The sequence below is a fragment of the Paenibacillus contaminans genome (assembly GCF_003285015.1).
GTDB lineage: Bacteria > Bacillota > Bacilli > Paenibacillales > NBRC-103111 > Paenibacillus_V > Paenibacillus_V contaminans.
In genome coordinates this window covers 1-23,994 of the sequence record NZ_QMFB01000055.1, presented here as the reverse complement: position 1 = coordinate 23,994, position 23,994 = coordinate 1, and the positions used below count along the sequence as shown (strand labels likewise).

Below are 23,994 nucleotides of genomic sequence, written 5' to 3'. Positions count from 1 at the left end.
AGCTTTTCATTTATAGCAAAGGAGGAGCGAGTTCTGTATTGAATGGTTGAAAAAGAATAAAGCGTCTTCTGTATGCCGGGTCTCGGAATGGCGGTCATTCACTGCCCTAATTGAAGAGGTCGCTTCGCTTTAACATTACATTATAGCGGGAGTGAGTACGTTTTGTTATCGTATGCAATGCGTAAGAGTTTCAACCTTGTTCTTGTGCTCGTATTGTTTTTCAACTTCTTCGTTCTAATCGAGCCATATCCGGTTCAGGCAGCGGCATTGCCTGTTAAAGGCACAAAAATAGCGGCCGGAAATCATTTTGCAATTGCATTGAAATCGGATGGTACTGTTGCTGCATGGGGAGACAATAGTTCAGGTCAAACAGACGTGCCTGCAGGATTGACAGACGTGATAAACATTGCGGCAGGAGGATACCATTCGTTAGCGTTAAAATCGGACGGCACCGTTGTTGCATGGGGAGACAATGCGTTTCATCAAACAGAGGTACCGGTAGGATTGACGAACGTGGTAGCCATTTCAGCCGGAGGATACCATTCATTCGCGCTAAAATCGGATGGCACCCTTGTCGGATGGGGGCTTAACGGCTTGGGTCAGGCACCTATGTCGCCAGGAGTGACAGGCGTGACAGCCGTCTCGGCAGGAGATTCTCATACGCTGATACTCAAGTCGGACGGGACTGTGGTCGCAATAGGAAACAATGCTGACGGTCGAAGTACAGTGCCGAATGGGCTGAATGACGCGGTGGCCATCGCAGCAGGACAAATGCATTCATTAGCGTTAAGATCAAATGGCACCGTTGTTGCCTGGGGAAACAATACGTTTGATCAAACAGAGGTACCGATGGGATTGACGAATGTGGTAGCCATCGCGGCAGGACAAAAGCTTTCTTTAGCGTTAAAATCAGACGGCACTGTGGTAACATGGGGATCGGGCGAACATTTACCGGCAGGATTGACGGACGTAGTATCGATAACTACCAAAGACGCTCATTCATTGGCATTAAAAGCAGATGGCACAGTCGTTACATCCGCTGCTTTTTCTTCATTATATCCGATTCCAGGCAGTGCCGATCTAAGCGGTATCCATTTACAAGAGGGGGATTTTGAGGAAGCTTTTCAATCGTCCCGAACGTCCTACACGTTTTATTATGACGGGCATTCTTTATCCGGAGTCCATATTACGCCGACGCTTGAGAGTTCGAATCAGACGGCGTTGTATGTTAATAATGAACAGATCGCAAGCGGCAGCGCCAAGGAGATCGACATCGCAGGAGCCACGACAGACACGGAGATTCTGGTTCGTACAGAGCCCTATTTTTTGCCGGGCAAAACGTATACGATTATCTTAAAGATTGATAATACCGCGCCANGTATACGATTATCTTAAAGATTGATAATACCGCGCCAACCGTACAGTTTAACGCGAACGGACAGGCTACGGCAGCGACAGCCGCCGCAACGGAAGTAACGGTGAGCGATACGCAAAGCGGTGTCGATGCTGCTTCGTTGAAATATGCGTGGACACAAAGCACAGCTGTTCCGGCTAGCGGGTGGTCGACCTTTAGCAGCGGAGCTTCGTTAAGCCGAACAAGCGGTAACGGCAATTGGTATTTGCACGTTCAAGCGGCAGACAAAGCGGGCAATGTTGTCAATGCGGTGTCGAATCCCTTTGTTCTGGATAATTCCGCGCCGACCGTACAGTTTAACGCGAACGGACAGGCTACGGCAGCGACAGCCGCCGCAACGGAAGTAACGGTGAGCGACACGCAAAGCGGTATCGATGCTGCTTCGTTGAAGTATGCGTGGACACAAAGCACAGCTGTTCCTGTTGGCGGTTGGTCGACCTTTAGCAGCGGAGCTTCGTTAAGCCGAACAAGCGGTAACGGCAATTGGTATTTGCACGTTCAAGCGGCAGACAAAGCGGGCAATGTAGTCAATGCGGTGTCGAATCCCTTTGTTCTGGATAGTACCGCGCCAACCGTACAATTTAACGCGAACGGACAGGCTACGGCAGCGACAGCCGCCGCAACGGAAGTAACGGTGAGCGACACGCAAAGCGGTGTCGATGCTGCTTCGTTGAAGTATGCGTGGACACAAAGCACAGCTGTTCCGGCTGGCGGTTGGTCGACCTTTAGCAGCGGAGCTTCGTTAAGCCGAACAAGCGGTAACGGCAATTGGTATTTGCACGTTCAAGCGGCAGACAAAGCGGGCAATATTGTCAATGCGGTGTCAAATCCCTTTGTACTGGATAATACCGCGCCAACCGTACAGTTTACCGCGAACGGACAGGCTGCGGCAGCGACAGCCGCCGCAACGGAAGTAACGGTGAGCGACACGCAAAGCGGTGTCGATGCTGATTCGTTGAAGTATGCGTGGACACAAAGCACAGCTGTTCCGGCTGGCGGTTGGTCGACCTTTAGCAGCGGAGCTTCGTTAAGCCGAACAAGCGGTAACGGCAATTGGTATTTGCACGTTCAAGCGGCAGACAAAGCGGGCAATGTTGTCAATGCGGTGTCGAATCCCTTTGTTCTGGATAATTCCGCGCCGACCGTAACGGTTTCCAGCTCGGCAGGCGGTAAAGTAAACGCTTCTTTTCCGGTGACCATCATCTATAGCGAGGGCGTCACCGGTTTTACCGAGGATGATCTGGTGATAAACAATGGAACGGTGTCGGACTTCACTTCTGTGAGCGCAGTGACGTACTCGGCAATCATTAGCCCGACGAATAGCGGTCAGGCTGTGACAATAACGGTTGCCGCGGGAGCAGCCGCCGATGCAGCAGGAAATGATAATACGGCATCCAATACATTAAGCCTGCTGTACGACAAGACTAAGCCGGTTGTAACATTCGGCGGCTTCACGGACAATCAGCTGTTCATTGCGCCGCCTGCAGCGGTAACGGTCTCCGTCAATGAAGCCGTGTATTGGATCGCGGATGGAACGGAGCTGACCTCCTCCAATGCACTGCCGCTGATTAGCATGAAGAAGGACGGTGAGGCATTCTCCGCTTATTCGCCAGGCTATGACGAGCCTTCCGGAACGTTTACCTTGACCTTTAACGACACGCTCGAGGATGGAGAGTACGAGGTACTTGTTGCGGGAGATGCGGTGAGAAATGAATTTCAAAATACGCTTGATGCAGCAAGCGCAAGCTTTACAGTAGCTGTGCCCGTAATTACGGGGATATCCGTCAATCCGGCAAGCTTGACAAGCTCCGGAGGCAGCACGACCGTTACCATAACAGGCGTCAACCTGCTCGGGCAGACGGTAAGCGTATATGTTGACGGAGTCGAAGCCGCCACAGCGGTCGTAAGAAGTGCCGAAAATGCGGAAGTGACCGTCGATCTTCCGTATAACGCGACACAAACCGCTAATGACCATATTTTTACCGTATATCTAAATGGTGTGGAGGTCATAGGCCAATCTTCTACGGTAACAGTAAACGCAGTGTTGCCGCCAACGGTTTCTTACTCAAGCCAAGCGGATTTAGCTCGATTACAGGTGTCCGCATCCGGCAAAGCGCTGGATTTATCGTCTGCATTCGCGCCAGGGACTACGGCATATACAGTCGAGACAGATGCGGAGCAGGTCGAGCTGCAATTGGCAACTGCGGATTCCAAGGCGATTGTTAAGCTGCTCGGCGAACGAATGGATGCGTTGACGAACGTGAAATTAGCGATGGGAGCCAATGTGCTGGCAATTACGGTTCAAGCCGAAGACGGAACCCTTAAAACTTACACCTTAACGATTAATCGTATTGCCGTTCCTGATCCAATTCCTTCAACCCCTGCATGTCCGTTTACGGATATGGAGAATCACTGGGCCAAGTCGGCTGTATGTGAAGCGGCAAGTTTGGGAATTGTCGAGGGAGTAACGGAACATACCTTTGCGCCTAATAGCTACGTTACACGAACGGAGTTTGCGATCATGCTGCTGCGGACTCTCCAAATCAATATCCGTCACGAGGCGAGTGCGATGTCCTTCAGCGACAGTGACAGCATTCCGGACTGGGCGGAACCAGGGATCCGGACGGCGGTAGCCGAAGGGGTCGTTGAGGGGTATTCCGACGGTATGCTGCGGCCTATGCAGACGGTAAACCGGTCGGAAATGGCTGCGATGATCTCAAGGGCGATGAAATGGAACGTAAACAGCACGGAAAGTCCATCCTTCTCTGATGATAATAGCATTCCAGCCTGGGCTAAGGGTTATGTCGAGGCTGCCCGCGAACACGGAATATTAGTAGGACGAGCAAACAATCAATTTGTGCCGGAAGGATTAACAACAAGAGCCGAAGCTGCCGTCGCTCTTTTGCGACTCCGGAACGTTATTCATTAACGCCCAAGCTCAAAAAAACGCTAGAAGACAGCAACCCCCACAGAACCTTCTGTGGGGGTTTTGGTTTTGAAATGAGGTTGGTATTGCGGTTTTTTTTGTTGCGTTTTAGGGTCAAGAAATGCCCGAAACAGCAATCTATGATACGCCCTGTAATTGCGTTTAAGGAGTTTTCTGTGTTGTCATGTACTCCATCATGTCGGGTTGAAATTTCGTTGAAAAAAGGCCTTTTAAATGCGTTTAAAATCGTATTTTAATATGATCCTCCCTGTGTTATTATGGAAAAAATTTAAAAGGAGGGTATTCGATTGAATGGTATACGATACAACCCGGATCCATTATACCTGAAGCATGGAGTAACCGGTTTCTTCGAGGAGGGTGTCGGTTGACTATTTCGCTTATTATGCTGGTTGTCTTCGCTGTGTTCATCGGAGCCTTGATGAGAGCGATGTTCGGTTTCGGGGAAGCGATTGTAAGCATGCCTTTGCTTGCACTGCTTCCGATTTCCTTACAGACATCGGTCTCGCTAATTGGCATGGCAGGGCTGACCGTCGCTCTGCTTACTGTTTTCAGCGGATGGCGTCACATTGAAAAGCCTATTCTAATCCGACTGGCGATTACAACCGTATTCGGAATACCCGCCGGACTCGTTTTGCTTCATCTCACTCCTGCAATCGTGATTACATCCGCTCTTGGAATTTTTCTGATCGCTTATGGGGGTTACTGTTTGATTAAGAAAAATCTCATTCGGGTGATCGACCGGCCGCTGCTTAACGACCGCAGGTGGGTATTGCCGTTCGGCTTTGCATCGGGAGTGCTCGGCAGCGCTTATAATTTTAACGGCGTGCCTGTCGTTGTTTACGGGACTTTGCGAAAATGGAACCCGGATCGTTTTCGAAGCACATTGCAGGCCCATTTTCTTATTTCCGGCGTACTTGTTGTTGCAGGACATGCACTTGGCGGATTATGGACGAGCGATGCGTTTATTTATTATGCGTATTCTTTACCTGCTATTTTAGGTGCTGCCGTACTCGGCGTCTTTATAAATAAGCGCATTCCCGGCGAAAAATTCGAGCGTTACTTATTTCTTATTATCATCATACTTGGCATTTTATTGTTGTTACCGCGCGGTTCAAACTAATCATGCAGCCAAAGCAGGACGTGTCCGTGATTTTCATGGGCGCGTTTTTTTTCATATATTCGACCATACGCATAGGCTGCCTCTCCATACAACGCTTATTTCAGAACTAAAGCTTGCATTGAGAACTTCAGGTTTCCTCAAAACAGAACTAATGTAATGTTTGAAGACTAGCGGCCTTTGCGTGCAAAAAATAAGATGTAGTCATGGAACGACACTGGTTTCAATTCGACATCATGCGCAAGGTTGAGGGTTGCGATATACCCGATCGGCGGCAACTGAGAACAGGAGGAATAGCGTTGAACTTGCATTTTATTTTGGAGGATTCCGATTTGGAGCCCGGCATTCGGTTGTTTGCCGAAGAGTTTCATTTCTCCGTAAGCGAAGCGGGTATGACCGTTCAAGTGGAACGAACAAACGAAAATATAATCGTCGTATCGAAAACCGGGGATAAGGCCCGCATTCAATACGAGCATAAGCATCAATTTTTTCGGGCGCTCGGACTGCTTCTGGAAAGCTTACAGCACGAGCAAGAATTTCATATAACGGAAACGCCGCAGTTCAGCACGAACGGCCCGATGATCGACGTTTCTCAGGGTAATGCGGTACTGCACGTCGAGACGATTAAACGGATCATCACCAAGATGGCCGCCATGGGACTCAATATGCTGATGCTGTATACCGAGGATAGCTATGAAGTCAAAGAGCAGCCCTATTTCGGCTACATGAGAGGCAGGTACTCCCAAGAGGAGATCCGGCAGTGCGACGACTTCGCCGATTTGTTCGGCATCGAGCTTATCCCTTGCATTCAGACGTTAAGCCACTTGCGAGACGTATTAAAATGGAGCTGCTTCGCCGACATCAAGGATGACGGAGATACGCTGCTCGTGGGCGAAGAGAACACGTACGCGTTCATCGAGCAGATGATCGTCGCGGCGACAAGCCCCGTCCGTTCTAAGCGCATCCATATCGGCATGGACGAAGCATTGAAGCTTGGTCAAGGGAATTACCTGCTCAAAAACGGACAACGCTCCAAATTCGAGATCATGAACGAGCACCTGGCGAGAGTGCTGCAGATAACGGAAAAACACGGCTTGCAGCCGATGATATGGAGCGATATGTATTTTCGCATGGGGTCCGGGATGGAGGATAATTACGATCGGAATATGATCCTGCCCGATAACATAAAGGAAGTCATGCCCCAGAACCTGCAGTATATTTTCTGGGATTATTATCACTTCGACGAGGAATTTTATCTCGATTTTATTCGCAAGCACAAGCAATTCGGTTCCACTCCTATTTTTGCCGGCGGGATTTGGAATTGGAAGGGCTTCTGCTTGAACTACGGCGCAACGTTCGCCTCTACCGAAGCGGCTATGGCCGCTTGCAAAAAAGAAGGCGTGAAGGAAGTCATCGCTACCTTATGGGGCGACGACGGAACGGAATGCCATATTTATTCCGCGCTGCTCGGCTTGCAGTTGTTCGCGGAACACGGATATGCGGAGCAAGTGGATGAACGCAGATTGAAGCGGAGGTTCGAATTTTGCACGGGCGGCCGTTATGAGGATTTCATGGAAATCCGTTTTGTCGACGAAATTCCAGGCACGGCCGAAGGAAATCTCGGAATGACGAATCCGTCCCGTTATTTGCTGTGGCAGCAGGTATTAATGGGGCTGTTCGATAAGAACATCGACGGGCTGCCGCTGGACGAGCACTATGCCAAGCTGGCCATTCAATTTGATCACGCCGTGAAGCGTAATGGGGAATGGGGCCCGGTTTTTGAGATTTTGCAAAAGCTGTGCCGCGTGCTTTCCGTCAAAGCGGAAATCGGCTTAAGAATTACGCGCGCATATAAGGCTGGGGATAAAGCGTCTTTGCATGATTTTGCGAAGGTGGAGCTTGTCGATTTGATCGAACGGGTGGAGGAGCTGCGGGAGTACCATATGATCCAGTGGCATCAATTGTACAAGCCGTTCGGCTGGGAGGTTATCGATTTCCGTTACGGCGGGCTTTTGTCCGGCCTTATAACGGCGATCCGCCGGCTTAACGACTATGTGGATGGAAGGGTCGGGCGTTTGGAAGAGCTGGAGCAGGAACGTCTGCCGTACCAAGGTCAGGAAGGCATCGTAGACTGCTACTGGTACAAAGGGATGCCTACGGCAAGCAGGCTTGTTCAGTTCGTGGACTAGGTGAAGATCTATTTGACTTTATATGTTTCACCTATCAAGTACTTATATTTCAACGGTAAACGCGTCTGTCCAAGTTTATGCTTACGAAGTAGCTTTCTTCGAAAACGTTCGTTTAGGACGGCGAAGCCGTTTATCCTTGCTAAGACATATGGAGTGAACGCTGATGGAAAACCTTACGCTAAAAGAAAATGCGCTGCCCGGTACGTTGAACTGGCAGCTTACCCAATACGAATTCGAATATACGGAGAGTCATCAAGGCTCCGAGCTGATCCACGGAGCTCGTTCCGCCGCGATTGAGGGATATGCTTCCCGTACCAGCGTTTACCCGGGGGAAAGCATAGATTTCATGGTGAGCACGTCCCCTGTCTGTCCGTTCACCGTTGATATTTACCGATTAGGCTATTATGACGGCATTGGCGGTCGGCATATGCTGCATCTCGGTCCGTTCGAAGGAGAGGAACAGGCGGTACCGCCGGAGACAGTGGAGCGGCTGCGGGCATGCAAGTGGCGCCCTAGCGTTACCTTGCAGATTCCGGACGAATGGATCAGCGGCGTGTACTTGGCGAAGCTGACGAAACAAGCAGCCTTGCGTGCCCAGAGTTATATTATTTTTGTTGTGAAGCAAAGAAGGAAGGCGGAGATTCTCGTCCAAGTGAGCGATCTGACCTGGCAGGCCTATAACAAATGGCCCGCAACCAGCTCGATTTACGATGACGGAGCGAACGCCTGGTTTACCGGCCCCAATGTCCGGGTCAGCTTCGACCGGCCGTACAGCAAATACTTCCAGGTTGTCGACTCGCCTTTATCCTGCGGCTCCGGCGAATTTCTCTTATGGGAGTTCCCGCTCGCTTACTGGCTGGAGGCGGAAGGTTATGATGTCACGTATTGCTCCAATCTCGATCTTCACAGCGACCCCGGCTTACTGGATACGTGCCAGGTTTTCATTTCAGCCGGACATGATGAATATTGGACGAGAGAGATGTACCGGCATGCATCGGCCGTGCGCGATAAGGGGGTCAGCTTGCTCTTTCTTTCAGGGAATGCCGTCTATCATGAGATCATTCCTTATGATGGCGACGACGCAGGCGCTCCGTTTCGTTCCTTTGCCCGCAACCAGCGGTTTTACGATGAGCACGAATTGATGGGAGCCGCCTCGTTTGCTTCGGGGTACGGGGACTGGACGGTGGCGAAGCCGGAGCATTGGGTGTTTGCGGGCACCGGCATGAAGGCAGGCGACAGCATTCCGGGATTGATCGGCTGGGAGTATCACGGCTTGCCGGTTAAGGAAATAGCAGGATTGGAAATATTGGCCCATAGCGATTTGGTGGGGCATGAGCCTGTAGCTCTGAAATGTGCGGACGGCACTCTTCGAACGGGTGACGGAAAGCATGCGGCCGTCATTTACCCGGGGCCGCGCAACAACTGGGTGTTCAACGCGGGGACGATCTGGTGGCCCGAGGGATTAAGCAATCCGCCCGGTCACATTCCGGCATCGGGCACGTTCGGCCGGGTGCTGGGACCGGACTCGAGAGTCCAGCAAATGACCCGAAACTTGCTGGCCCGTTGTTTAAAGGATCATTCGGATAAGTAGGAGTAAGGGGCGCTGGAACGCGCCATAATCCCGCAACAAACCTTTTTCGTGTAAAATAATGGAGTTTAAGCAAAAGTTCCGATTTATATAGGAATGATCCATGAAAAGACCGTCCGGTGAACTTACCGGACGGTTTTTCATATGACCTCAGAATGTAAATCTCCGCTGACTGTTCGATTTCCCGGTTAACGTGTCAGTTTTTAAGCGTATCCTTACGAAGCCGCTTTCCTCGAAAGCGTTTAGGAGGGCGAAGCCGTTTAACCTTGACGCTGCCATTGAGGCGCCTCTACATGCTGCAGTCCGAAATAGCCCGCTTGGAGTAAGAAATCGAGGCTCCGCTTACGCTGCAGTCCGAAATATCCTGCTTGGAGAGCGGATTCATCGATGCGCCAGGCCAAAAAACCGCTGCAAGCGGGCGTTTTCGGACTATAGGCGAGAAAGGGAAGCCGGACTCGATTCCAAGCGGGCAAAATCGGACTGCAGCGCATGCGAGCGATGCGTGCGGAGGGGAAAGCGGGTATGAATAACGTTCGGGAGAGTCACAAATACGCACGGCGAGAGCGGCTGCGACACAAAGAACGCTCGCACGAGGTTTGACCATCGACGTGTGACCGACACCGCGTGCCGCGATGGCACCGCGCGCCGGGAGGCGCACGCGGTGCGCGGCCCAAGGATAAACGGCTTCGTCATCCTAAGCCACTTTCGAAGAAAGCGACTTCGTAGCATGAAACTGGGCAGGCCCCGATGAAATATCAGGCCTAATTAATGTGAAACCTATAAAAGCTGATATTTAAGAAAAACCGTCCGGAAATCCGGACGGTTTTGGTGCACGATTCCGCGTGTGGGCGGTAATGGTGAGGACTTTCAAGTCTCATCGCCCTTAAGCAGTTTAGCGTTGCTTCTATATTGAACGGGCGTTACGCCGTAAACCTTTTTGAACAGGGTGAAAAAGTGGCTTCGGCTGAGGAATCCGCAAGTTTCCATAATCGTATTAATCGCTTCGTCCGATTCTGCGATTCTGTCTCTTGCAGACTTAAGCCGAATTTCGTTGATGTAATCGGTTATCGAGATCAGACGGTGCTTTTTGAACAGCTTGCCTAAATAGGAGGGAGACAAATTCACCTTTTCGGCAATGGTAACCAAGGATAAGGCCGGATTGGCGTATTCCTTTTGAATAATGCGATCGATGTCCTCAAGCAGCTTGGCGTATTTATTGTCTTTCTTCGACTCCAGCTCGATCGACAGCTTTTCGAACAGCTCGGCAAAGTCCGACTGGATCATGTCCAGCGTTTCAATTTTTTGCACCTTCGCCAGATAAATATTGAAATTGAAATTGACGTTGATCGAATTGTTGGCCTCCAGCACTTCGATCGCGTGGCGAATCGATAGAAGCAGGCGGATCAGCACGGAATTCAGCGTGGTCAAGCTATGCCTGGAAGCATGTTGAATAATCGAGGACAGTGCCGCTTTGGCTTCGTCCAGCTGCCCTTGAATCAAGGAATCCGTCATCTTTTTATCCAGGTCTTGCGGATACTTGAAATCGTCTGCGAGTATATGCAGGTTCTCGTTGAAAATGAGCGACTTATGCCCAAGGACCAGTCTGTAGAAGGAAAGGTCCAACGTTTTCAAGTAATGAAGGTTTAGTCCGGCCAACGTTTCGAACGGTTCGCTGAACGTAACGGATATCGAAAGATTCAAGTAACTGCTTACATTATCCTGTATTTTTTTGAACGCTCCCGTCAACTGCTCGTTTCCCGAAGGCAAGGCCGGCGAGCTATAGCTGATCAAAACGAGAACTTGATCTTCGTCGATATCGATGCATTCATGCGCATAAGCGCCGGTAAGCAGCTCCGAGACGATATTGATGACGCCGTATTTTAATAAGCTGCGGTCGTTCATGTTGTATTTGGCGCAAAATTCGGAGTAGTTATCGAGCTTAATGAGTACGACCAAGAAGGAATCGGAAGGCTTGAGCGCTATATGGTACTGGCTAAGCTGCTTCTGAAAAGCGTCGATCGAGACGGGATCGTCCGAATACACCATTTTGCGCAAAAATTCCTGCTTTCTGAAGTGAAAGTTATTCCGCTCAAAAATATTGTAATTTTGGATGACTAATTTCATCGGAAGGTACAGCTTTCGTGAAAAATACAGCGTTAAGGCAATGCTTCCTACAATAAAACAAAGAACCAGAAGATAGGTTTTCTGCTTCATGTTTTGTATTTCCTTTACGATTTCGGAGTAAGGCGTAATGCTGATCAGCTTCCAGCCGAATACGTCGGTAGCCGCATAGGTCACGAAAGAATCCACGCCGTCGACATCGATTCGCAGATTTCCGCTGTTTTCGGCGGAGGCGTTAATCATTTGAATGTAGTTTTTATCTTTTAAGTCACTTTGCAGCGGATGGATCGAATCGCTCGACAGCAGAATTCCGTTACGGTCGATCATAAAAATTCGATTATTGGTGTCCTCCGTGGAGCTGATGCTTTGTCTCAGCCATTCTTCGGAAATGTTGAGGACGATCGCTTCACTTACTTTTCCGCTCTGAACTTGAGAATCGAAGAAAAGATAAGAATAGACGTAAATAAATTGTTCTTCATTGGAAGATAGACCGACTAAAGGATTGGGAATCTTGCGCAGCACAATGCTGTGCGTTCGATTGTTCTGAATATCGTCCAAAATCGTGAAAATGCCTTTATCGTCAAACGTATTGCGGTCGAAGACGAAACCCATGCTGGGCACCGTATGAATATTATGGCCGTTATAAATGTAAATCGACTGCAGGAACGGATAAATGTTCTTATACAGCTCCAATTTTCTTTGATATTTTCGGTAATCCTCCGAATGAATATCGGAATACAAGAGATCTTGAATGCCTTCGTCAAAAAAAGCGGAGGTCGCAACGGAGTTTGCGCTTTTTTCCATAAGGCTGACGTTTCGGCTTGTATTTTGCAGGTCTGTTTTCTGCTGGTTATAGACCATTTCGAGGGCGAAATTTTCGAAGATGCGGCCTTGAAAGGAGAATTGCACGAATACGACCAAAAGCGTGCTCAATAAAAACGGCAAAAGAATCGTCAAAAAAAGCTGGAACGGATTTTTCAAGATGAACTTTTTGAGCATGTGCGTACCCCCCAGATCTAAAGTCTAACCTGAAAGGTCAAAACGAATCAATCATTGGTTGCGCCGTAACCCCCAAAACGCTCATTTTAGAACAAAAATCCGCTTTGAGAACTTCCGTTTTACGCCAAACCGAACCGATGAAACGTTTTAGAACTGGCGGTTTCCGTACGCAAAACCTACTATGAAGCCAAGGACAGCAAAGCCTTAATTACAACCGGTGAAAGGAGTAACGAATGCAGTGAAGAAGCGGCAAGGGGTTCTACATGCGCAATCTAATAAAAAGAATTTGCAATTATTGATTTTGGCGCTTCCGGCAATTTTGCTAATATTCGTCTTTTCGTACGTTCCGATGGCAGGCATCTTTATCGCTTTCAAAAACATCAACTACGAGAAAGGCCTGTTTCACAGTCCATGGGTCGGCTTCGATAATTTCAAATTCTTTTTTACTTCGAACGATGTCTGGCTAGTGGTGAGAAATACGCTTTCGTACAATATCGTATTTATTGCGGTCGGGACATTGCTTTCCATCGTGTTCGCGATTCTATTAAATGAAGTGCTTAGTACAAAGCTGGTTAAAGTGTACCAAACGATTTTTTTCTTCCCTTATTTCTTTTCATGGATCATTGTCGCGTATATGACCTATTCCTTTATCGGACCGTACGGCGTGTTTACCTCATTGTTAAAAGGAATGGGCGTCAATTTTGATTTTTATACCCAATCATGGATTTGGCCTATCCTATTGACCTTAGTGAGCATATGGAAGGGTCTCGGCTACATGAGCATTATTTTTTACGCGGGGATCATGGGGATTTCCCAGGAATATTTTGAAGCCGCCTCCATTGACGGGGCCACGAAGCTTCAAATGATCCGCAAAATCACGATCCCGCTGTTGATGCCGTTAATAACGATTATGACGCTTCTATCGATAGGCAAAATGTTTTACTCGGACTTCGGCTTGTTTTTCTTCGTTCCGAGAGAGATCGGGCAGCTGTACCCCGTCACGCAAGTCATCGACACATATGTGTATCGTATGCTGAAGGTTTCGGGCGATTTGGGCATGTCCTCTGCCGTAGGGTTATTCCAATCCGCGATGGGCTTTATCGTCGTTATGCTCAGCAACTTTGTCGTGAAAAAAGTAAATGAAGAAAACAAGTTATTTTAATAAAGCGCAAAGGAAGTAGGCACATGCCGTTCAAGAAAATAGGGCCGCAGGTATTCATCAATCTATTGTTCCTATTGTTTAGTCTTGCTTGTATTTTTCCGCTTATCGCGATTCTCTCCATTTCTTTTAGCAGCGAATCGGACATTATTAAGAACGGATATCGTTTACTCCCTGCGATGTTCGATTTCTCTGCATACGCTTACATCCTTTATAAACCAATGCAGATCTTAAATGCTTTTAAAGTATCGTTATTTGTCAGTTTTTTCGGCACGGTTGCTTCTTTGCTGGTTACGGCCGGCATCGCTTATGCGCTGTCTCGCGAAGATTTTAAGCTGAAAAACAAGCTGAGCTTTTACTTGTTTTTCACGATGCTGTTTAATGGCGGCTTGGTCCCGACCTACATGTTGATCAACAACTATTTGCATCTAAGCAACACGATTTGGGTGCTGATTCTTCCTTATTTGGCCGTGCCTTGGTTCATCTTGATTTTAAGATCCTTTATGCAGAAAATACCGCACAGCATCATTGAATCCTGCATGATGGACGGAGCCAGCGAGTTTCGCATCTTCTTCCAAATCATTCTCCCGCTCGCCAAACCCGGACTTGCTACGGTTGCGCTTTTTACGCTGCTGCAGTATTGGAATGACTGGTGGCTGAGCCTGCTCTATATAGAGAAGGAAAGTCTGGTGCCTCTGCAATTTATGCTCTATCGGATGATGAATAACATTACGTTCCTGACCAATTCCAGCAACACGATGCCGCCAGGGATGAGAAATGTGATACTCCCTTCCGAGTCCGCCCGAATGGCGATGGCGATTCTGGCTGCGGGACCTATGCTGCTCGTTTTCCCGTTCTTTCAAAAATATTTCGTTCGGGGACTTACGGTCGGCGCGGTAAAAGGTTAACTTAAATATGGGGTAACCCCCAGTTTAAGAATAGATGAACATCCAAAGAGGAGGGTTACAAATGTTTAGAAATTTGAAATTTACGAAAGCGGGGATCGTCGCGGCGGCCATGGTGCTGCTTGCTTCTTGCGGGACTCCCAATGAAAAGCCGAGCGAGGCGTCCGTCAAGCCGACATCGGATGCAACGAAGAAGCCGGAGGCAAGCTTGCCGGAGGTCAAATTGACCTGGTATTTTCCGGGCAGCTTTCCCCAAGCCGATCAGGAGCTAGTTTTTGCAGAAGTGAATAAAAAACTGAAAGAGAAAATTAACGCCACCGTAGATTTTAAACCGCTCGGCTTCGGCGAATACGATCAGAAGATGCAAGTCGTTATCGCCTCGGGCGCGCCTTACGATATCGCTTTTACGTCGAATTGGCTCAACAACTATAGTCAAAATGTAGCCAAAGGAGCCTTCTTGCCTCTGGACGATTTACTTGCCCAATATGCGCCGAAATCATCTGCCGCTGTTCCGAAATCGTTCTGGGATGCTGCGAGAGTCAAAGGGAAAATTTACGGGTTCGTCAATGAGCAGATTGCCGCCAGAACGCCGGCTGTCGTCGTTTCGAAGGAGGAAGCGGAGAAATACAAGCTGGATATTCCGGCCATTAGCGGGAAGCTGACTCCGGATACCTTGCCTTTGCTCGAGCCGTACCTTCAAAACGTAAGGAAAGATTTTCCGCAAAAAGGCTTTGTGACTTCGCTTGTTCAGTTGGACGGATTGTTCTTTAATCTTGAGCCGATTGCAGGGATTCAGATTCCGGGCGCCGTCGATTTCTCGGACGACACGCTGAAAGTAGTGAATCAGTACGAAACGGACGGCGTCAAAAAGTATGCGGCTTTGATGAGAGAGTGGAACGCCAAAGGGTATTTGAACGCGAACGAGCGTATTGCCAAAAAAGCGGATGACGGCACGGACGTCAAGGCCGGCAAGGTTGCCATAGGGATCGGCGGCTCTTATAAGCCGGGCGGCGAAGTGGAGTTAGCGGCGGAAGTCGGATACGAAAGACTTCAGCTGCCTTCCGGAACGCCGCGTCTGACGACGGGCGGCATCATCGCTACGATGCAAGCCATTAACCGGAATTCCAAAAATCCGGAAAGAGCCATGATGCTGCTTGAGCTGCTGAATACGGATAAAGAGCTTTTCAATTTATTGAACTTCGGCATTAAAGACAAGCACTTCAAATTAGATGCGGACGGCTTTATGGTCAAAGAAGGCGAAGCGGGCAAAGCGTACGCTCCGACTGTGCCTTGGATGTTCGCAACCAATTTCCTTGCTTATGTGGAGAAGGGGATGCCTAAGAATGTTTGGGAGGAAACGAAAAAAGTAAACCAGGAAGCTACGCCTTCCAAATTGTTAGGCTTTACCTTCGATGCCGAGCCGGTGAAGGCGGAAATCGGCAAAGTCAGCGCACTCTTCGACGAATATTCCAGAGCGATCGATTTAGGGGTAAGTACGGAAGCCAAATATAACGAATTTTTGGCTAAGCAGAAGGCTGCAGGGTCCGATAAGATCATTGCGGAGATGCAGAAGCAAATCGACGCTTGGAAAACGACGAAGTAACGGTTGCGCTCCCGGCCCTGCCCGAGCGGCTAACGGGCCGGGAGTAAATAGGGATTGGAGGAATTGTATCCGATGAAGGGCTATTGCGGGAAAATAAGCAAAATATTGCTCAGCATGGTGCTTGGCTTTTCCACATTATTATTGTCCGTTTCCTCTTTTTCGCAAAGTGCGTATGCGGCCGCAACCGCTCTTTTTGCCTCTCCTGCCGGGAGCGGAAGCGACTGTACGATAGAAGCTCCTTGTACGCTTGCCGATGCGCAAACGAAGGTTCGCACGTTGAATACGAACATGTCGGGGGATATTATCGTTTACTTGCGCGGCGGGACGTACAGCTTAACGTCAACCTTCGAGCTTACTTCGGCGGATTCCGGGACAGGCGGCTTTCAAGTGAGTTATGAAGCCTACCCGGGAGAAACGCCGGTGCTCAGCGGCGGACAAACCGTCACGGGCTGGAGCTTGCACGACAGCGGGAAAAACATTTACCGCGCTTTTGTAGGCACGGAGCTCAATACGCGGCAGCTATACGTCGACGGGGTTCGGGCTGAACGGGCGCGAGGCGCCGACAACCCTGCAGGTTTTACGAAAACGTCAACGGGTTTTACCGCCCCGGATACGAGCATGGCTTCCTGGGGAAATCAAAGCGGCATTGAAATCGTCGGCTTTAACTCGTGGAAGAGCTTCCGCTGTCCGGTTTTATCGGTTTCGGGAGCGGACATCACCGTTCAAAACAACTGCTGGAACAACTCGCAGTTAAGCGGTACGCCGGGCTTAAACGCGATAGCTTGGTTTGAAAACGCCTATGAGCTTCTCGATTCGGAAGGTGAATGGTATTTGGACCGGACAGCCGGGTACCTCTACTATAAACCGCTTGCCGGACAAAATATGGCAGCAGCCGAGGTCGTGGCGCCAACGCTGGAAACGCTGCTCAGCGGAACGGGAACGCTTGATGCGCCGCTGCAAAACGTGCAATTCAAGGGGCTGACGTTCGCCTATGCCACATGGCTGCAGCCGAGTACGAGCGACGGCTACGTACCGCTTCAAGCGGGGTTTACCTATACGGGTTATCATGCTACCGCTTCGCAGAACCTAACGAAGACTCACGGTAACGTTACCTTCCATGCAGCCAAATCCGTGCGGCTGGAACGCAACAAGTTTACCCGTCTGGGCGGGGCCGGCTTGGTTTTCGAATACGGAAGCCAGAACAATACGATCATCGGGAACGTATTCGAAGACATTTCCGCAAGCGCCATCCAGATCGGCGATGTGACGCTTAGCCACGTCAACCCTGTCGATATCAGGGAGCGCAATTCCCATAACACCGTTCGGAGCAACTACGTTACGAACGTAGGGGCGGAATATTTCGATTCGCCGGGCATTTTTGGCGGGTATACAAGTTATTCGACCATTACGCACAATGAATTGGCGAACCTGCCCTATACAGGCATCTCCCAAGGCTGGGGCTGGGGCAGGAATTCTTATGCGCAAAACAATCAAATTACGAACAATTACATTCACGATGTGATGAAAGTGCTCGGGGACGGAGGCGGCATTTATACCTTAAGCGCACAGCCGGATTCCACGATAAGCGGCAATCATTTGCAAAGTATGTACGGCTCGTATGGGGGCTGGGGAATATATCCGGATGAAGGCAGCGCTTATTTTACGATTACGAACAACGTGGTCGAGCAAACCGGAAGATGGATTTCGATGTGGACGGGCACGATTCATGACAACATCGTACAGCAAAATTATTCGGATACTTCGAGCATGGCCAATGCTTGTACGAATTGTACGTTAAGCAATAATACGATCATACCGAACGGAAGCTGGCCGGCCGAAGCGCAAGCGATCATTAACCAAGCGGGCTTGGAGCAAGCTTACTGGGATATTTCACCGCTTACGACCATTCTGGACGGTTCTTGGCCGATGCTTGATCAGAACGGAAATGCGAGCAAGGAATGGACAGCGCCGACCCGGGGTTATGTGAGGCTGGCGGACACGTTGAGCAGCGCTGACGCCACTGTGACTGGAAGCGTTTACAAAAATGACGCCGTTGTTTGGGGACCGCAGACGGCAGCACCGGGAGAAGAGCAAGACTATCAGCTATATGTGAAGGTGCTCAAAGGCGACAGCCTGCGGTTTGTCGTTCATGCCGACGGCAGCCCTGACTTGAACACGGTTTTATGGAATCCGGTGCTGAAGTTCGAGGCTGTGCCAGCAGCATGCAAATTTATTGCGTTTAATGTTCCAGGACAAATAACGTCCAAAATCAATTCAGGCACGAGGGAAATTCTTGTAACCGTACAAGACGATACGGATCTTACGAATCTGACCCCAGATGCGGAACTATCGGAAGAATGCACGAGTACTCCCGGTATTGCAGAAGCAAGGGATTTCAGCCGGATGGTGACCTACGACCTGCAAGACGATGAAGGTACGTTCAGCAAAACCTGGAAAGTATTCGTGACCAAAATGTCGGCAGCATCCGGCATAAGAGGGTATAACATCAATGAAGCGATAGGCGATGCGGACAGCTGGAAGGCGGAAGGAAGCGGCACGGTTGAAACGCGGGAAGGAAGCATTACGGTAAACAATGGCTCGGCTGCTTATCAAGGGAAAACGTTCCTTAATGAGCTGCTGGAGTTCGAGATGACGTCGGATTCGGCAGGCGGCGTCGAATGGCCGGCCGTCAGCATCCGGCAGAAAGCGGCGGATAAACCGTTATGGGATCCGGAGAACGAGGGTTATATTTTGGTTTTCAAACCGGACGTCATCGAGCTGCAAAGGTTCAACGGCGGCGTGCGGACGGTATTTTACGGCAATATCGACGGGATGGAAGGAAGCGAAGGGCAGCTGCCCAACCATGTTTTTGAAATGGGCAAGAAGCATCTGGTGCAGTTCGGCGCACTCAACACGGAGGAAGGCGTTAGGCTCGCAGCATATGTGGACGGCAAGAAGATCATCGATTATGTCGACAGCGGAAGCGGTAAAATAACCTCGGCCGGTTATATGGGCGTATATGCGTACTCGGCGCCTGTATCGATAGAGGCGGTACCGGTCATTCAAAACATCAATCAGGTAATAAACGATGCCGACAACTGGGAACTGGAAGGAAGCGCCTTAAAGGAAGGGAAAGAAGGGAGCATTGCGATAAACAACGGCTCGGCCGCTTACAAAGGAAGGACGTTCCAAAACGAGCTGCTGGAATTTGAAATGAAATCCGATTCGGCAGGCGGCGTTGAATGGCCGGCGATCAGCATCCGGCAGAAGGCGGCGGATAAACCGTTATGGGATCCGGAGAACGAGGGATATATCCTGGTTTTCAAACCGGATGTCATCGAGCTGCAAAGGTTTAACGGCGGCGTACGCACGGTATTTTACGGCAATGTTGACGGTATGGAAGGAAGCGAAGGGCAGCTGCCCAACCATGTTTTTGAAATGGGCAAGAAGCATCCGGTGCAGTTCGGGGCGCTGAACACGGCTGCCGGCGTAAGGCTTCTAGCGTATGTGGACGGCAAGAAAATTATCGATTATGTCGACAGCGGCAGCGGTCAAGTTACTTCTGCAGGTTATATGGGCGTATATGCGTACTCGGCGACTGTATCCATAGGTGCGGTGCCGGTCGTTCATAACCTTAATCAGGAAATCGGCGATATCGATAACTGGGCTGTCGAAGGAAGCGCATTGATGGAAGGGAAGGAAGGGAGCATTACGATTAGCGGCGGCTCTTCCGCTTATAAGGGAAGGACGTTCCAGAACGAGCTGCTGGAATTCGATATGAAATCCGACCCGGCAGGCGGCGTCGAATGGCCCGCGATCAGCATCCGGCAGAAAGCAGCGGATAAAGCGTTATGGGATCCGGAGAACGAGGGGTATATTCTTGTTTTCAAACCGGATGTCATCGAGCTCCAAAGGTTCAACGGCGGGGTCCGTACGGTATTCTACGGCAACGTCGACGGTATGGAAGGAAGCGAGGGGCAGCTGCCCAACAATGTTTTTGAAATGGGCAAGAAACACCTGGTGCAGTTCAGCGCGCTGAACACGGCGGAGGGTGTAAGGCTTACGGCGGTCGTAGACGGCAAACGAATTATCGATTATGTCGACAGCGGCAGCGGGAAAATCAAAGAAGCCGGTTATATGGGCATATATGCATATTCGGCGCCTGTCGTATTGAGCGGGGTGTTTGACACGAACCAGGGAACGGCAGGCCCGACTCCGACGCCAACCCCGACGCCTACGGCGACACCGCGGCCAGGCGAAAACTTGGCGTTAAACCAGCCGGCAACCGCGTATTACGCGGACGGAACGAGAGCCAGCATGTGGTCCGGGTTCGAGGCGGCAAAAGCGGTCGACGGAAACGACACGACGTTTGCGCTGGCGAATGAGAAGCACCTCTGGGAGCTGCAGGTGGATTTGGGCTCCAATCAAATCATAAACCGCATCGTCGTGAAAATGCCGGAGACCCTTTACGCTACCGAGTTCGATATTAAAACGTCGACGGACGGAAGGGTGTTTACAACCGTCAAGCAAGTAACGGGCTTCGCCTCAGGAACAAGCGATAACCATATTGAAGAGACAACGGCCAGATATGTTCGCGTCGTTGCCGTCAAACCGGATGGTCCGTATCAGACGGGGATCGAAATGGCTGTATCGGAGCTGGAAGTATACAATCCGATTCCTACGCCGACACCGACACCGACTGCCACGCCGACACCGACACCGACACCGACGGCCACGCCGGAACCGACGCCAAGTCCGACGCCGGATCCGACGCCAAGTCCGACACCGGAGCCGACGCCAAGTTCGACGCCGGAGCCGACGCCAAGTTCGACGCCGGAGCCGACACCAAGTCCGACGCCGGAACCGACGCCAAGTCCGACACCGGAATCGACACCGAGCCCTACGACGGATCCGACGCTGAGTCCGACATCGGCTCCGACAACAAAGCCCGTTCCTGCTCTGGAGCCTGGCATTGCCGCTGAGGTAAAGCGTGAAGTGGAAGCGGCGCTTGTCGGGTTGATTAACGGAAAACCCGAAGGCGAGGACGCGCAAGTTACGCGCAACAAGGCAACAAAAGCTGCAGCGGAGGCTATTGAGAAGCAATCCGAAATCAAGCTCAGCCCTTTTGTGACTGCAGAAGGCGATACCGCCGTATTGGATATGGGTGCAAGTCAATTCGATAGCGTATTCGCCGCAATCGCAAGCCATGCAGCAGAGGTAAACGCTATATTAGCCAAGCTTGAACCGGGTGCCGAGCCTGCTGCTGTAACGGCAACGCTCGATCTGGGCGAACAAACCGCCAAGCAGGCCGAAATCAGGATTCGCGCAGAATGGGTTCAAAAAGCTAAGGATGCCGGCTTTGCCGCAATCGCCGTCAAAATTAACGGCGTTTCGTTAACGATCGACGTGGATCAATTGCAGGGCGATACGACGCTGCACGTATCCAAGCAAGCGCCGTCCGTTATAACGGATGCAACCGATTTAAAAGTGGTTTCGGATGTATACAACTTTGAGTTTACGAACGCCGCAAACGGCAAAGTGACTTTTACGAAGCCTGTTTTCGTCAAATTGCCGATTGCTGGCACAGCGGGCGTAGATACCGACTTATTGACGCTTGCCAAAGTGGTCGACGGGAAACTAGCGTTTTACGGCGGCCGGTACAACCCGGCGACGAATAATTTTGAAGCCGAGCGCAGCTCGTTCTCCACTTATGCGGTTGTTGAAAACAAAGTGAGCTTCAACGATACCGCAGGCGTGGAAGCTTGGGCGGGCCAAGCGATCCGAATCGCAGCAGCCAAGGGCATTATCGAAGGCCGCGGAAAGGGCAGCTATGCGCCGGACGACAAGATAACCCGCGCAGAGTTCGCGGCTATGATCGTAAGGATGTTCCATTTGGAGGACGGTAACGCAGCTTCTCCATTCCAAGATGTGAAAGCGGACGACTGGTTTTATTCTTCGGTGGCCGCAGCGGCTAAAGCCGGAATCATTAACGGACGAAGCGACGACGAGTTCGCTCCGGGCGAAACGATCACCCGCGCCGAAATGGCAACCATCGCCGCCAGAGCGCTGATGATTGTCAAGAGCTTTAAGAGCGGAGCGGATCCAAAAACGGCGCCGCTGCCGTTCGACGATGCGAACGAGATTCCCGAATCTTTGAAGGGCGGAGTGGCATTCGCCTTCAATAAAGGAATCGTCGTCGGATCGGGCGACGGCTTCCATCCGAACCGCTCGTCCACGCGCGCGGAAGCGGCCGTAGTGATTTCAAGATTGTTGATGCAATAAAACAAACCTATACTGCAGACCTTATCCCTCCTCCTCTCGAACTAGGGGCGAGGAGGGAAGCTATGCATGCGGGCGGATTGAGGACAGACACGGATTTCAAGCGATTACGTATTCATCTCCATGATTCTAAACAGGTATTGGAGGAATAGTGTCCATGAAGAGAAGATCCGGAACTTTTAGCAAGGTATTGCTCAGCATCATGCTTGGCTTGACCGCTTTATTATCGTCTGTTTCCTCTTTCCCGCAGCATGCAGCTGCAGCCGTAACATCGCTATACGCATCGCCTTCGGGCAGCGGAAGCGCATGTACCTTGCAAGCTCCTTGTTCGCTTGCCGGCGCTCAAACGAAGGTTCGCACGCTGAATGCGGGTATGACCGGAGACATCGTCGTTTACTTGCGCGGCGGTACGTATAACTTGACGTCGACCTTCGAGCTGACTTCGGCGGATTCCGGAACGGGAGGCTTCCAGGTGATTTACGAAGCGTATTCGGGAGAAACGCCCGTTCTCAGCGGCGGCCAGACGATCGCAAGCTGGAGCTTGTTCGACAGCGGCAACAACATTTACCGTTCGAATGTCGGCACCGGCTTGAATACGCGGCAGCTTTACGTGAACGGTATTCGGGCGACGCGAGCGCGAGGCAACGACAATCCGCTTGGTTTCGCGAAAACGTCCACGGGTTTTACCGCCCCGGATTCGAGCATGTCAGGCTGGGGAAACAAAAGCAATATCGAGATCGTCGGCTCTCACGCATGGAAAAGCTTCCGCTGCCCGGTTTCCACGATCTCGGGAACGGCCGTTACGATGCAAAACCATTGCTGGAACAACTCGCAGCTAAGCGACACGCCAAGCTTGGATTCGATAGCATGGATCGAAAATGCCTACGAGCTTCTGGATTCGGAAGGGGAGTGGTATTTGGACCGGACGGCCGGGTACCTCTACTATAAGCCTTTTGCCGGAGAAAATATGGCGACAGCCGAGGTCGTTGCGCCGACGCTGCAAACCTTGCTCAGCGGAACGGGAACGCTGGATGCGCCGCTGCAAAACATGAAAATCAAAGGCCTTACGTTCGCTTATGCCACTTGGCTGCAGCCAAGCACGAGCGACGGCTACGTGCCGCTTCAAGCGGGGTTTACGTACACGGGATTTCGCGATGCGGCTAACCAAGACTTAACAAAAACCCTTGGCAACGTTACCTTCCATGCGGCCAAATCCGTGAGGCTGGAGCGCAACAAGTTTATCCATTTAGGCGGAGCCGGCCTCGTTTTCGAATACGGAAGCCAGAACAATACGATTATCGGTAACGTATTCGAAGACATTTCGGCGAGCGCCATCCAGATCGGCGATGTGACGACTGCCAACCCTGCCGACATCAGGGAGCGCAATTCTCATAACACCGTGCAGAGTAACTACATCACAAATACGGGAGAGGAATATTTCGATGCGCCGGGCATTTTCGGCGGGTATACGAGCTATTCGACCATTACGCACAACGAGGTGGCGAATCTGCCCTATACGGGCATCTCTCAAGGCTGGGGATGGGGCACCGATTCGTATGCGCAAAACAATCAAATCACAGGCAATTACATTCATGACGTAATGAAAGTGCTCGGAGACGGAGGCGGGATCTACACCCTAAGCGCTCAGCCGAATTCTACAATCAGCGGGAATC

General features: G+C 50.7%; 11 protein-coding genes. 10 read left to right on the top strand and 1 reads right to left on the bottom strand.

What is annotated here, in order from left to right; genetic code table 11:
• Positions 1 to 177: 177 nt before the first annotated feature.
• The 5 genes from DQG23_RS40445 (at position 178) to DQG23_RS40425 (ending at position 9,258) form a co-directional block, all read left to right on the top strand.
• Positions 178 to 1,395: an RCC1 domain-containing protein gene (locus tag DQG23_RS40445; protein WP_113036745.1), complete on the top strand. Its 1,218-nt coding sequence runs from the start codon at positions 178 to 180 to the stop codon at positions 1,393 to 1,395.
• A gap of 83 nt (positions 1,396 to 1,478) precedes the next feature.
• On the top strand, positions 1,479 to 4,343 hold the full coding sequence (locus DQG23_RS40440; RefSeq protein WP_113036733.1) for an S-layer homology domain-containing protein: 2,865 nt from the start codon (positions 1,479 to 1,481) through the stop codon (positions 4,341 to 4,343).
• A 382-nt stretch (positions 4,344 to 4,725) separates the two neighbouring features.
• The gene (locus DQG23_RS40435; RefSeq protein WP_113036732.1) at positions 4,726 to 5,481 is read left to right on the top strand and encodes a sulfite exporter TauE/SafE family protein; all 756 of its coding nucleotides are present in this window, start codon (positions 4,726 to 4,728) and stop codon (positions 5,479 to 5,481) included.
• Positions 5,482 to 5,777: 296 nt separating this feature from the next.
• Positions 5,778 to 7,667 carry a family 20 glycosylhydrolase gene (locus DQG23_RS40430; protein ID WP_158560954.1) on the top strand — a complete coding sequence of 630 codons (1,890 nt, stop codon included), beginning with the start codon at positions 5,778 to 5,780 and terminating at the stop codon, positions 7,665 to 7,667.
• A gap of 163 nt (positions 7,668 to 7,830) precedes the next feature.
• Positions 7,831 to 9,258 carry a N,N-dimethylformamidase beta subunit family domain-containing protein gene (locus tag DQG23_RS40425; RefSeq protein WP_113036730.1) on the top strand — a complete coding sequence of 476 codons (1,428 nt, stop codon included), beginning with the start codon at positions 7,831 to 7,833 and terminating at the stop codon, positions 9,256 to 9,258.
• Between the two features lie 864 nt (positions 9,259 to 10,122).
• Here the strand turns inward: DQG23_RS40425 and DQG23_RS40420 are convergent.
• Complete coding sequence (locus DQG23_RS40420; protein WP_113036729.1) at positions 10,123 to 12,375, bottom strand: AraC family transcriptional regulator; 2,253 nt, start codon at positions 12,373 to 12,375, stop codon at positions 10,123 to 10,125.
• Between the two features lie 238 nt (positions 12,376 to 12,613).
• Between DQG23_RS40420 and DQG23_RS40415 the strand changes: the two genes are divergently transcribed.
• The 5 genes from DQG23_RS40415 to DQG23_RS40395 form a co-directional block, all read left to right on the top strand.
• Complete coding sequence (locus DQG23_RS40415; RefSeq protein WP_238178252.1) at positions 12,614 to 13,537, top strand: ABC transporter permease; 924 nt, start codon at positions 12,614 to 12,616, stop codon at positions 13,535 to 13,537.
• Between the two features lie 23 nt (positions 13,538 to 13,560).
• The gene (locus tag DQG23_RS40410; protein ID WP_113036728.1) at positions 13,561 to 14,442 is read left to right on the top strand and encodes a carbohydrate ABC transporter permease; all 882 of its coding nucleotides are present in this window, start codon (positions 13,561 to 13,563) and stop codon (positions 14,440 to 14,442) included.
• A gap of 61 nt (positions 14,443 to 14,503) precedes the next feature.
• Positions 14,504 to 16,042, top strand: a complete 1,539-nt coding sequence (locus DQG23_RS40405; protein ID WP_158560953.1) for an ABC transporter substrate-binding protein — start codon at positions 14,504 to 14,506, stop codon at positions 16,040 to 16,042.
• Between the two features lie 54 nt (positions 16,043 to 16,096).
• Complete coding sequence (locus tag DQG23_RS40400; RefSeq protein ID WP_113036726.1) at positions 16,097 to 22,324, top strand: S-layer homology domain-containing protein; 6,228 nt, start codon at positions 16,097 to 16,099, stop codon at positions 22,322 to 22,324.
• A 154-nt stretch (positions 22,325 to 22,478) separates the two neighbouring features.
• Positions 22,479 to 23,994 (top strand): right-handed parallel beta-helix repeat-containing protein (locus DQG23_RS40395; RefSeq protein WP_146762481.1); only part of this gene is annotated, 1,516 nt, incomplete at its 3' end.